Here is an 11,748-nt window from a genome sequence, read left to right on the forward strand (position 1 = left end):
GGGTGGGGCCGGAGGGTTGGTTGCCGGGATTCTATGCCAGCACCGAACTTTCCTTGGGGCCGAACACCAATTCCGGAAGTTAATTCGTTGCCTCCGTCAAAGTTCCGCCACAACGGATGATCAATGCGGACGAGGTGGCGCATTTTTCGCCATTGCGGTCGCCAGCATCGCCCTCTACCCTCCCATTACCCCTACGTGTGCCCGCCCGATGCCCCAGATGTTCCGTTCCATCCTCGCCGTTGCCGTCCTTGCAATCCTTTCCGGCAACGCCGCCGCGCTGTCGCGCCGCGACCAGACCAGCATCGACGCGCTCAGCCAGCGCATGCAGGATGCCGAAAGCAAATACCGCGACGCCATGGTGAAGATCGGCAATGCCGACCCGGCCGGGCAGGCGCAGAGCGACACGGCGCTGGAGGACATGGAAGACGTGATCGCCAACTGCATGAAGCAGAAAGGTTGTTCCGTGCCGACCATGCTCGCCACGTACAAGCGCCTGCTGAAGCTCAATGCCGATGCCGAGGCGGATGCATCGGACGAGGAAGCGGAGGACGGCGACGACCATGCCAGTCCGATCACGGCGGATGTGCCCGAGGCGGCGCGTGCAGCGAAGCTGCTGGCGGACGACCACCGCTTCGACCAGATGGTCCAGTTCAATCCCGCCGTGCAGGCGGGTATCCGTCGCTGGCTCACCGACATGCGCGGTCCGCTGGTCAACAGCTACGAGAACTACCAGTACATGCGCCACCTGATGTGGCCGCAGTACCAGCGTGCCGGCCTGCCGGAAGCGTTGCTGTTCGGCATCATGGCCAAGGAATCCAACGGCAAGGTGCATTCGACCTCGCGCGCCGGCGCCGCCGGGCCCATGCAGTTCATGTATGGCACCGGCCGCCGCTTCGGCCTGGGCGACGACGGGACGGGATTCGACACGCGTTACGACCCGCGGGCCGCCGCCGAGGCCAGCGCGTCGTACCTCAACGAGCGCATGGGCCAGCTCAACCGCAGCATCGAGCTCGCACTGGCCGCCTACAACGGCGGCGAAGGCCGCGCGCTGCGCGTGTACCAGGGCAGCGGCGGGCGCAGTTTCTGGGAAGCCGACGTCTACAACCAGTTCCCGTCGGAAACCCAGGATTACGTGCCGATGGTGATTGCCGCGGCGTGGTTGTTCCTGCATCCCAACGAATACGGACTGACCTTCCCGAAGGTGGATGCCAAGCCGGCGCCGTTGCGCCTGGCGCAGCCCAGCTCGATCTACCAGTTGACGATCTGCCTGGGCAACCGCGGCGAACGCGAGGGCTACATGCGCGCGCTGCGCAACCTCAACCCGCGCTACCAGGCCGAAAGCCCGCTGTCGGCGGGTACCACGATCAATGCGACCACCAGGATCGTCGGCCTCTACAACCGCTGGTGCACGTCGGGACCGCGTGCCGAGCTTGCGCGCACGCTGGTGCTCAGCAACCCCTTCAACGCAATCGTGCGCACGGGGCCGGTGACGCCGGTCGGCATGAATGAAGCGTCCGGCGCGACGGAGACCGGGGGCGAACCGGCGCTGGCGACGTTGCCGCCGAAGCCCGCCAAGAAGGAAAAGCCGAAGTCGGCAAAGCCGCGCGATCATCGCGTGGAGCGGGGCGAGACACTCATCGCCATCGCGCGGAAGTTCCAGTGCGATATCGACGATCTCGCCAAGGACAACAAGATCAAGGCGCCGCACTACGCGATCCGGCCCGGCCAGAGGCTGAAGCTCAAGGGCTGCGCCGCCGACTGACGCAAACGCAAGGAGGAAGGGGATGGTGACAGGAACGTTGACGGCCCCACGCGGATCCCGCACGCGCTGGGTGGTGGCGGTGTGCGCGCTCGCGGTGCTGGCGATCGCGGGTGCGATATCGCCCGAACTGCGCTGGTTGCACTACGCGTGCAAGCCGCTGACCACCCTGCTCATTGCGGGAATGGTGGTCGTCTCCCCTTCCGTCGACGCGCGTTACCGGGGTGCGGTCCTGGTCGGGCTGCTGCTGTCGATGCTCGGCGATGTCTTCCTGATGCTCGTGCCCACGCCACGAGGGCCGGACTGGTTCGTGTTCGGGTTGGCGAGCTTCCTGTGCGCGCACGTCGCCTATCTGTATGGCTTCTGCTGCCGGGCCCGGCTGTTCGCCCGCTGGTGGCCATTTGCCCTCTATGCCGTCGTGGCCGTGGTCGTGTCCGCCGTGCTGGCACCACGCCTGCCCGAGCCCCTGCGCTGGCCCGTGTATGCCTACGTGTTGATCCTCTCGGTCATGGCTGCACAGGCCGCTGCGGTGTGGGCGCGCTCTCCCGGTCGCGCGACCGCATCGGCCGCACTGGGCGGCGCGTTTTTCGTGGTTTCGGACGCGACGCTGGCGATGGACCGTTTCGTCGCGCCGTTTCCCGCCGCGGTGGTGGTCGTATTGGCAACCTACTGGATCGCGCAGACCCTGATCGGATTGTCCGCATGCGGTGCGGGCCGGCGCGCGTGATCGGCCGCGCATGAAAAAGGCGGCCTTGGCCGCCTTTTCCTTTCGAACTATTCGCCCTTCAGGTCTTGGTCTTTCTGCGCTGGCAGCCCGTGGCCGCGCGAGGGTCGTCCTGCTTGGGACCAATGGCGCGCATCGAGGTGCTGCTGGCGGCGGCGCTGCGCGGGTCGTCCTGTTTCGGCCCGATGGCTTCAAGGCCGCCCTGGACGATGATCCCCTGTTTCGCGGCGGGATCATCCGTGCCCGGCTTCCCGCCCTGCGCGATGGGGTTTTCGCTGCAGTCGTTGGCGGTCACGGCGCGGGGATCATCCTGCTTCGGTCCGATCGCTTCCCTGCCACCCTGGACGATGATGCCTTTCTTTACGGCGGGGGCAGGCGTCTGGGCGCTAGCGATCGAACAGAACAGGGGCAGGGCGAGGCTGGCGATAACAACAGCGGTACTCACGGTGAAAAGCTGGCGCATCAGCGGTCTCCAGGGAATACGGCAGGAAGGACAGGCATGGCCCCTTACAGCTTCGGCATCAGATCCGTGTTGCGAGCGGCCCGCCCAATCGTACGGGCGACTGCGCCCGCAATGCAGGATGCAGTTCGGCAACGCCCTTCGGCAACAGCACGATGGCCGTTGAGCCGTAGTTGAAGCGCGCCATTTCGGCAAAGCGCTCGAGCACGATGTTCTGGCCGCGATAATCCTTCACCGTGACCGGCCCGCCATACGGCGGTATCTCCACGCCACCCCACACGGTCTCGACGCCGGATACCAGCAACGCACCGACCATCACCACGGCCATCGGCCCGAAGTCGCAATCGAAATGGCAGACCACGCGCTCGTTGCGCGCGAACAGGCGCGACACCGAACCCACGGCATCGGGACCGACGCTGAAGAGGCGCCCCGGCACGTGCACGGTTTCGCGCAGCGTACCGGTCCAGGGCATGTGCACGCGGTGGTAGTCCTTCGGAGACAGGTACACGGTGGCGTACACGCCACCATCGAACGCACGCGCGGCATCCTCGTCGGCCAGCAGCTCCGCCGTGGTGAACCCGTGGCCCTTGGCCTGGAAGATGTGGCCCGAATCCTCGTGCAGCACGCCTTCGTCGGCGCGGCCGATGTGGCCGCATTCGCTGATCTTGCCGTCGGCCGGCATCAGGATCGAGCGCGGATCGGCGTCGGCCACGCGGGCGCCCGGCTTCAGTGCGCGCGTGAAGAAGGCATTGAAGGTCGGATAGCTGGTGGGGTCGGGATTGGCGGCTTCGCCGAGATTCACGCCGAACTTGCGCGTCACCGTGTCGATGAGCCACTGCTTGATGGCGGGGTTGCGCGAATAGGCCAGCCTGCGCGCCAGCGACGACAGCAGGCGATGCGGCAGGACGTAGGTGAGTGCGGTGATCGGGCTCACTGGCTGGCCTCGCTGAGGGCGGTCATGTCGGTCGCGATGTCCTTGGGGTCGAAGGGGGGCTGGATGAAGCCGGTCAGCCGGCCCTGCGGGTCGAGCACCGCCAGCGAGGCGCTGTGGTCCACCGAATACTGGTCGGCGGGAGCACCTGCGGGCGCGGGCACCTTGGCGAAGACCATGCTCAGCGACCGCGCGAACGTTTCCAGTGCCGGCACGTCGGCGGTCGCGGCGAGCGTGTCGCGATGGAAGGCGTGGGCGTATTCGCCGATGGCGTCGGGAGTGTCGCGTTCGGGATCGACCGACACGAACAGTACGCGCGGGCGTGTCGCCTCCGGCTGCGCCGCCCACTGCTTCTGCGCAGCGGCCAGTTGCGCCAGAGTGGTGGGGCAGACGTCCGGGCAATGGGTGAAGCCGAGGAACACGAGGGTCCAGTGGCCCTTCAGCTCGCCCGGGACCAGCGGCGTGCCGTCGGACTGGCGCAGCGAGTACGACGGGATTTCGCGCGGCGGATCGAACAGGCGCGCGGCCTTCAGGGCCGGGCGCGATCCCGCCGGCGCGTGGGTGAACCAGGTCTGGGCGGCCAGCAGGCCGAGCGCGGCGGCCACCGCGGCGATCAGGACATAGAGGGTGGTGCGGTTGAACATCTGGGATTCCTTCGAAATGCGCGCACATGGTACTGGCCCGCGGTCAATCTCGAGACACGACACAGCCAGAGCCGCGCCCGCGGCCAGTCGTGGCCGGCGGCATAGGCTTCACTTGGATGCCCGGTCCGGCCGCAATCCCCGGGCAGCCCCGCCCACGGCCGCCCGTATAATTGGCGGCCCTTTCCCCGCAGAACCCGCCCCGTGGCCGAATCCCCCGCTTTCGAACAGGTCTCGATCATCGACCTGATCCGCTACGGCGGCAGCCGCTTCAACGAGGCGGGGTTGACGTTCGGCCACAGCTACGACAACGCCCTGGACGAAGCCACGCAACTCGTTCTGCACGCGCTGCACCTGCCGCACGACCTCAGTCCGGTGTACGGCCCCGCGCGCGTCACGGCGGAGGAGAAGGCGAAGGTACTGGCGCTGTTCGAGCGCCGCGTCAGCGAGCGCGTGCCGGCGGCGTATCTCACGGGCGAGGCATGGTTCGCGGGCCTGAACTTCAAGAGCGACCGCCGCGCCCTGGTGCCACGTTCGCCGATCGCTGAACTCATCATTGCCGGCTTCGAACCCTGGCTGGGCGGTCGTGACGTCGAGCGCGTGCTCGACCTGTGCACGGGCTCGGGCTGCATCGCCATCGCCACCGGGCATTACCACCCGAACTGGCAGGTCGACGGTGCCGACATCAACGACGACGCGCTTTCGCTCGCCGGGGAGAACAAGGAACGCCTGCATGCGGCCAATGTCACGCTGCGCAAGTCGGACCTGTTCAACGGCCTGAAGGGTGAGGTCTACGACCTGATCGTCACCAATCCGCCCTACGTCACCAACGCCGAAACCGATGCGCTGCCCAAGGAATATTCGTACGAGCCGGAGCTGGGCCTGCGCGCGGGCGACGACGGCCTCGACCTTGCGTTGAAGATCCTGCGCGACGCGCCGGAACACCTGAGCGAGCACGGCCTGCTGATCTGCGAAGTCGGCGAGGCCGAGCAGGCACTGGCCGACCTGTTGCCGGAGCTGCCGATGGCATGGGTCGAGTTCAAGGTCGGGCAAATGGGCATCTTCGTGGTCGAACGCCACGACCTGGTCGAGCATCACGCACGCATCAAACAGCTCGCGGACGCGCGCGGCTGATTTCCTCCCGTGATAGCGACATCGCATGAGCCTGGCCGCTACGCTGCGGTCGGTTTCCCGTATATTTCAAAGCCTTAACCCACCCACTTCACCCCGTGCCGAACGTCCCGTTGCGGGCAGCGGCTCCAGGACCCCACGTGGCCAGCAACACCTTCGGCAAGCTGTTCGCAGTGACGACCTTCGGCGAGAGCCACGGTCCGGCGATCGGCTGCGTCATCGACGGGTGCCCCCCGGGCCTCGCGATCGCGCCGGAGGACTTCCGCCACGACCTGGAGCGTCGCGCCACCGGCAGGACCCGCCACACCTCGGCGCGGCACGAGGCGGATGAAGTCGAGATCCTGAGTGGCGTCTACGAAGGCGTGACCACCGGTACACCAGTCGCGCTGCTGATCCGCAACACCGATGCGCGCAGCAAGGACTACGCGAACATCGCCGAGCAATTCCGCCCCGGCCACGCCGACTACACCTATTGGCAGAAGTACGGCATCCGCGATCCGCGCGGTGGTGGACGCTCCAGCGCGCGCGAAACCACGATGCGCGTGGCGGCCGCGGTCGTTGCGAAGAAGTGGCTGGCCGAAAAGTACGGCGTGCAGGTGCGCGGGTACCTGGCACAGATCGGCGACGTCACGCCGCGTGCCTTCGACGTCGACGACGTCGAGTGGGCCGTCGTCGAATCCAATCCCTTCTTCTGGCCCGACGCCACGCAGGTCGCTGAGCTGGAGGGCTACATGGACGCCCTGCGCAAGTCCGGTGATTCCGTTGGCGCGCGTGTCGACGTGATCGCCGATGGCCTGCCGCCGGGTTGGGGCGAGCCGATCTACGGCAAGCTCGATGGCGAACTGGCCGCCGCACTGATGTCGATCAATGCGGTGAAGGGTGTCGAGATCGGCGACGGTTTTGCTTGCGTCGCCCAGAAGGGCAGTCTGCACCGGGATGAAATCAGCGCCGATGGCTTTCTGAGCAACCACGCCGGCGGCATCCTCGGCGGCATCAGTACCGGCCAGGCCCTGCGTTGCTCGACCGCGTTCAAGCCGACTTCGAGCCTGCGCCTGCCGGTGCAGAGCCTCGATACGGCGGGCAATGCGGTCGAAGTCGTGACCACCGGCCGCCACGATCCCTGCGTCGGCATCCGTGCCACTCCGATCTGCGAGGCCATGGTGGCGCTGGTGCTGATGGACCAGGCCCTGCGTCATCGCGCGCAGTGTGGCGACGTGGGCGAGGTGAGCCCACGCATTCCGGCAAAAGCGGGCCCGAAAAAACCGGACTCCGGCAAACCTGACTCTGGCAAACCGGACTCCGATAAACGATAGCGGCCGGTTGCTCGCAGCTTCCCTGGATCGGGTTCGGGAAGCCCCTGTTGCAGCCGCGCCGCGCGTCCGTTTCGCCCGCCAACCCAATTCAGCGACCGGCAAGGCGCACAATTCCCACGCTGCCGGCCGCCACATCACAGGACCATCGCAACAATGAGCAAGACCACGTACACCGTTGCAGTAGTCGGCGCCACCGGCGCTGTCGGCGAAACCATGCTGAAGGTGCTCGCCGAGCGCCAGTTCCCGATCGGGAAGCTGCACGTGCTGGCGAGCGAACGCTCGGCCGGCAGCAAGATCGACTTCGGCGCACGCCAGCTGGTCGTCGAGGATCTCGCGACCTTCGACCCCAAGGGAGTCGATATCGCCCTGTTCTCCGCCGGTGGCTCGGTCTCGAAGGAATATGCACCGAAGTTCGCCGCCGCTGGCGCGGTCGTCATCGACAATTCCTCGAGCTTCCGTGGCGATGCCGACGTGCCGCTGGTCGTGGCCGAAGTGAACCCGGAAGCCGCGAAGAACCGCCCGCGCGGCATCATCGCCAATCCGAACTGCTCGACCATGCAGCTGATGGTCGCCCTGGCGCCGATCCATCGCGCCGTGGGCATCGAGCGCATCAACATCGCCACCTACCAGTCGGTGTCCGGCACCGGCGTGAAGGCGATGGAGGAACTGGGCCGGCAGACCGCCGCGCTGCTCAACTTCCAGGACGTGAAGCCCAAGGTGTACCCGGTGCAGATCGCGTTCAACGTGATCCCGCACGGCGGCGATTTCCTCGACAACGGCTACACCACCGAGGAGTGGAAGCTGGTCACCGAGACCCGCAAGATCCTTGGCGACGACAACATCCTCGTGAACGCCACCGTCGTGCGCGTGCCGGTGTTCTACGGCCATTCCGAAGCCGTGCACATCGAGACCCGCGAGAAGATCAGCGTCGACAGGGCGCGCGAGTTGCTCGCGGCACAGCCAGGACTGGAACTGGTCGACGAGCGCAAGGCCGGCGGGTACCCGACCCCCGTGACCCACGCCTCCGGCACCGACCCGGTCTACGTCGGCCGCCTGCGCGAGGATGTCTCGCACCCGCGCGGCCTCGACCTGTGGGTGGTGGCCGACAACATCCGCAAGGGCGCCGCGACCAACGCCGTGCAGCTGGCGGAACTGGTCATCGCCGAGCGCTGACCGGCGGCTCCGGACCGCGGTTTGCGCCGCGGCCCGTCCGCAACCAGTTAGAAATCTGAATCCGCTCAGCCATTTGCGGCGGCTTCATTGCAAACCGCCTGCACTGGGGGCTAGAGTCAATGCAGGGGATTGGCGTGAGGCCTGTCGTGAAAAAAATCGCGGGAACCGTATTGGCGCTGCTGGCGGCCTCCGCCAGCTTTGGCGCGTCCGCGCTGGGGCTGGGCCAGATCGAGGTCAAGTCGAAGATCGGCCAGCCTCTGGTGGCCGAGATTCCGATCATCACCAGCGATCCGGCCGAGCTGGAACAGCTGCAGGCCGGCCTGGCTTCGCCGGAAACCTTCTCCCGCATTGGCCTGCGTCCTCCCATCGGGATTATCGCCGGCCTTCAGTTCACCCAGGCGCTGGACGCCCGCGGCAACCCGGTGATCCGGGTCACCAGCCAGCAGCCGGTGGACGAACCGCTGCTGACCTTCCTGGTCGAGGTCGACTGGGGGCAGGGCAGGCTGGTCCGTGAATACTCCGCGCTGATCGACACGCCACGCACGGTGTCCGCGCCGCTGCAGCCGGAGATTGCCGCACCGACGACGGAAGCGCCCGCGATCATCGAGCGTCCGGTCGAGCCCGCCCAAACCGTGGCCGCGCAGCCCGAGCCGGAACCCGCACCCAGCGACACCACGCAGCCGGACGCCCAGGCGATCACGCCCACGCCCACGCCGCAGCGCGTCGCACCGCCACCGCAGGTGGCAACGGCAATGGCGCCGGCAGCGGCGCCGGCAGCGGTTTCGCGCCCGCTGCCCGATGGTGGCGACTACGAAGTGCGCAGCGGCGACACGCTGTCCGCCATCGCCGCGGGCGTTGCGGCCCCGGGCTCGCTCGACCAGACCATGATTGCGCTGTTGCGCGCGAATCCGGACGCGTTCATTGGCGGCAACATCAACCGCCTCAAGGCGGGCGCGGTATTGCGTACTCCGGCCGGTGCCGCGATGACCGAGCTGGATGCGCAGCAGGCCAACGCAATTGTTCATGCACAGATACAGGACTGGCGTGCGTCGCGCCGCGCCGCGCCACAGCCGGCCGATGCCGAGGTGTCGGCGGCCAATGCGACGGCGATGCCCGTCTCGAAGCCAGCGCAGGCTTCGGCGACCAAGGCTCCGCGCGTTGCCGATGCGCGATTGGAAATCGTCCCGCCCGGCGCAAGCGATGCGACCAAGGCGGGCACACAATCCGGCATCAGTGCCGGAGGCGAGGGTGCGATGCTGCAACAGGAACTGACCCAGACGAAGGAAACCCTCGCGGCACGCGAGGCCGAGACGCAGGACCTCAAGAGCCGCGTCGCCGAGCTCGAGAAGCTGCAGCAGCAACAACAGCAGCTGATCGCCATGAAGGACAGCGAACTGGCCGCGGCGCAGCAGCGCCTCGCCCAGAACCAGAAGCAGCAACCGCAGACGTCGGCAATGCCCTGGGTGGTCGCGCTGGGTGGCGCGCTGGTGCTGGGCGGCCTGATCGCCTGGTTCCTGCGTCGTCGCGATGCCGCCAAGCCCAGTTTCCGTGCAGTTGCGGCTTCCACGGCACCTTCGATCGCCGACTCGTTCGCGCCCCGCCTGGATGTCGCGGGCTTGGCCGGCATCGATTTCGAAGATGAGATCGAAGCCGAAACCGAAACCGAAATCACGAGCCCGGCGGCAGCTGCCGTTACGCCTGCCCGCGCGCCCGAGCCGCCCGCGCGCGCCGTGCCCGCCTGGCACACCGGCGCCATGCAGCGTGACCTGCTGGATCCGGCGGCGCAGGCTGCCCATGAACGACTCGAGCTCGCTCGCGCCTATCTCGACCTCGGTGACCTCCCCGGTGCCCGCCAGCTGCTGGGCGAAGTGGTGATCAATGGCGACCATGCCGCCCGCCAGCAGGCGGCGCGGATGCTGCGCGAACTGGAGTGACCCCGCCGTAGCGCGGACAGGTCCTGTTACCTACCGCCCGCCTCCGTCGCCGCTTCGCAGACCTGCGAAGCGGCGACGTCGTTGAAAGCATGTGCCGGGCCAGCCGGCGCCACGGAACCCATGCCGCAAGCCACGCCAGCGTTGTCCGATGCCCTTGCGCCATCCGTGCATCGCTATGCGATGGGCATCGAATACGACGGTACCGGGTTCAGCGGATGGCAGCGCCTGAGCAAGCACGGTGAAAGCGATCCCGAGGGCTATCTCACCCTGCAGTCGGTGATCGAGGAAGCGTTGACGTTCGTGGCGGGAATGCCTATCACGACCATCTGCGCAGGCCGCACCGATGCGGGCGTCCACGCAGCCGGCCAGGTCATCCACTTCGACAGCCCGGTGCACCGCGATCCGCGTGGCTGGGTTCTAGGCACCACGAGCAAACTGCCACCGGCGATCGGCGCGCTCTGGTGCGTGCCGGTCCCGGAAGAATTCCACGCCCGCTTTTCGGCCCGCGCGCGCCGGTACCGCTACGCGATCCTCAATCGCACGGTCCGGCCTGCGCTGGGGCGCCAGGTCCTCACCTGGGAACGCCGTCCCCTCGATGCCGCGGCGATGCACCGGGCGGCGCAGGCCCTGCTGGGCGAAAACGACTTCTCCGCCTTCCGCACCGTGCAATGCCAGGCGCCGCATGCGCGCCGTGAGTTGCAGGAAATCACCGTTTCGCGTGAAGGCGACGTGGTGACGGTCGAAGTGCAGGCCAATGCCTTTCTTCACCATATGGTGCGCAACATTGTTGGAAGCTTGCTGGTGGTCGGGCGCGGCGATGCCCCGGAAGGATGGATCGCCAGGTTGCTCGCCGGCCTTGACCGCACCAAGGCGGGGCCCACCGCGCCAGCCAGCGGGCTGGTGTTCCTTGGCCCCCGTTATCCAGCCGATGTCGTCGAGCGCCTGGGTTTGCCCGCCAGCATCCGGCTATGAGCGACCCACTTGCTCTCAATCGAACTGGAGTGAAGCCGTGAAGCCGAACTTCTTCCGCACCCGCATCAAGTTCTGTGGCCTGACCCGCGCAGGCGACGTGCGCCTGGCCAGCGAACTGGGCGTGGACGCAGTCGGCTTCGTGTTTTCGCACCAGAGCAAGCGCCGCGTCGAGCCGGAAGAAGCCCGCGCGATGCGTTCCGCGCTGGCGCCATTCGTCGATTCAGTGGCCTTGTTCCGCGACAATCCGCAGGAGGAAGTGCGCGACATCGTGCGCCACGTGCGCCCGACGCTGCTGCAGTTCCACGGTGACGAGGACGATTCGTTCTGCCGTGGCTTTGGCGTCCCGTACATCAAGGCGGTGGCGATGGGAGGCGATGAAGGCCAGGCCGCCGCGAAACCGCTCCGGGCGCGTTATCCGAGTGCTGCGGGGTTCCTGTTCGACAGTCATTCGCCGGGCGGGGAGGGCGGGAGCGGCAAGACCTTCGACTGGTCGCGCATCCCGTCGGATCCGGGCAAGCCATGGTTGCTCGCAGGTGGGCTGGCACCCGAAAACGTTTTCGATGCCGTGATCGTCACGCGGCCATGGGGCGTCGACGTCTCCAGCGGAATCGAGCTTTCGCCCGGCCTGAAGGACGGCGACCGCATGCGGCACTTCGTCGAGGAAGTCCGCCGCGCGGATTGTCATCACGAATAGGCCGTCTGCCGGTTCC

General features: G+C 67.2%; 11 protein-coding genes. 8 read left to right on the plus strand and 3 right to left on the minus strand.

Features of this window, described 5'->3' with window-relative positions; translation table 11 throughout:
• Positions 1-208 precede the first annotated feature (208 nt).
• Positions 209-1,762: a transglycosylase SLT domain-containing protein gene (locus tag ACYVGE_RS15815; protein WP_460731032.1), complete on the plus strand. Its 1,554-nt coding sequence runs from the start codon at positions 209-211 to the stop codon at positions 1,760-1,762.
• A 22-nt stretch (positions 1,763-1,784) separates the two neighbouring features.
• Entirely contained in the window at positions 1,785-2,486 is a 702-nt protein-coding gene (locus tag ACYVGE_RS15820) for a lysoplasmalogenase (RefSeq protein ID WP_460731033.1), read from the plus strand.
• A gap of 58 nt (positions 2,487-2,544) precedes the next feature.
• Here ACYVGE_RS15820 and ACYVGE_RS15825 read toward each other — a convergent pair whose 3' ends face one another.
• From ACYVGE_RS15825 to ACYVGE_RS15835, 3 genes are read right to left on the minus strand one after another with little or no spacing between them, the layout of a single operon-like run.
• Positions 2,545-2,946: a hypothetical protein gene (locus ACYVGE_RS15825; protein WP_460731034.1), complete on the minus strand. Its 402-nt coding sequence runs from the start codon at positions 2,944-2,946 to the stop codon at positions 2,545-2,547.
• Positions 2,947-3,004: 58 nt separating this feature from the next.
• Positions 3,005-3,877, minus strand: a complete 873-nt coding sequence (asd, locus tag ACYVGE_RS15830) for an archaetidylserine decarboxylase (RefSeq protein WP_460731035.1) — start codon at positions 3,875-3,877, stop codon at positions 3,005-3,007.
• Positions 3,874-4,518, minus strand: coding sequence for an SCO family protein (locus ACYVGE_RS15835; protein ID WP_310053247.1), 645 nt, complete (start codon positions 4,516-4,518; stop codon positions 3,874-3,876). The genes asd and ACYVGE_RS15835 overlap by 4 nt, the downstream gene beginning before the upstream one ends.
• A 201-nt stretch (positions 4,519-4,719) precedes the next feature.
• Between ACYVGE_RS15835 and prmB the strand changes: the two genes are divergently transcribed.
• The 6 genes from prmB to ACYVGE_RS15865 all read left to right on the plus strand — a co-directional run bounded on the left by prmB (position 4,720) and on the right by ACYVGE_RS15865 (position 11,732).
• Positions 4,720-5,649, plus strand: coding sequence for a 50S ribosomal protein L3 N(5)-glutamine methyltransferase (gene prmB / locus ACYVGE_RS15840; protein ID WP_460731036.1), 930 nt, complete (start codon positions 4,720-4,722; stop codon positions 5,647-5,649).
• Between the two features lie 137 nt (positions 5,650-5,786).
• Complete coding sequence (gene aroC, locus ACYVGE_RS15845) at positions 5,787-6,959, plus strand: chorismate synthase (protein WP_460731037.1); 1,173 nt, start codon at positions 5,787-5,789, stop codon at positions 6,957-6,959.
• A 153-nt stretch (positions 6,960-7,112) separates the two neighbouring features.
• Positions 7,113-8,132, plus strand: a complete 1,020-nt coding sequence (locus tag ACYVGE_RS15850) for an aspartate-semialdehyde dehydrogenase (protein WP_460731038.1) — start codon at positions 7,113-7,115, stop codon at positions 8,130-8,132.
• A 146-nt stretch (positions 8,133-8,278) separates the two neighbouring features.
• A complete protein-coding gene (locus ACYVGE_RS15855; RefSeq protein ID WP_460731039.1) occupies positions 8,279-10,066 on the plus strand; it encodes a FimV/HubP family polar landmark protein in 1,788 nt (595 codons plus the stop codon).
• A 120-nt stretch (positions 10,067-10,186) separates the two neighbouring features.
• The gene (gene truA, locus ACYVGE_RS15860) at positions 10,187-11,038 is read left to right on the plus strand and encodes a tRNA pseudouridine(38-40) synthase TruA (protein ID WP_460731040.1); all 852 of its coding nucleotides are present in this window, start codon (positions 10,187-10,189) and stop codon (positions 11,036-11,038) included.
• A gap of 37 nt (positions 11,039-11,075) precedes the next feature.
• Complete coding sequence (locus tag ACYVGE_RS15865; RefSeq protein WP_460731041.1) at positions 11,076-11,732, plus strand: phosphoribosylanthranilate isomerase; 657 nt, start codon at positions 11,076-11,078, stop codon at positions 11,730-11,732.
• The last annotated feature ends 16 nt before the right edge of the window (positions 11,733-11,748 follow it).

The sequence above is a fragment of the Lysobacter rhizosphaerae genome, assembly GCF_054779795.1.

Excerpts from the sequence above, each read along its gene's own strand:
- ACYVGE_RS15815 (WP_460731032.1), top strand. The coding sequence starts at position 209 with ATGCCCCAGATGTTCCGTTCCATCCTCGCCGTTGCCGTCCTTGCAATC.
- ACYVGE_RS15820 (WP_460731033.1), top strand. The coding sequence starts at position 1,785 with ATGGTGACAGGAACGTTGACGGCCCCACGCGGATCCCGCACGCGCTGG.
- ACYVGE_RS15825 (WP_460731034.1), bottom strand. The coding sequence starts at position 2,946 with ATGCGCCAGCTTTTCACCGTGAGTACCGCTGTTGTTATCGCCAGCCTC.
- ACYVGE_RS15835 (WP_310053247.1), bottom strand. The coding sequence starts at position 4,518 with ATGTTCAACCGCACCACCCTCTATGTCCTGATCGCCGCGGTGGCCGCC.
- ACYVGE_RS15850 (WP_460731038.1), top strand. The coding sequence starts at position 7,113 with ATGAGCAAGACCACGTACACCGTTGCAGTAGTCGGCGCCACCGGCGCT.
- truA (WP_460731040.1), top strand. The coding sequence starts at position 10,187 with ATGCCGCAAGCCACGCCAGCGTTGTCCGATGCCCTTGCGCCATCCGTG.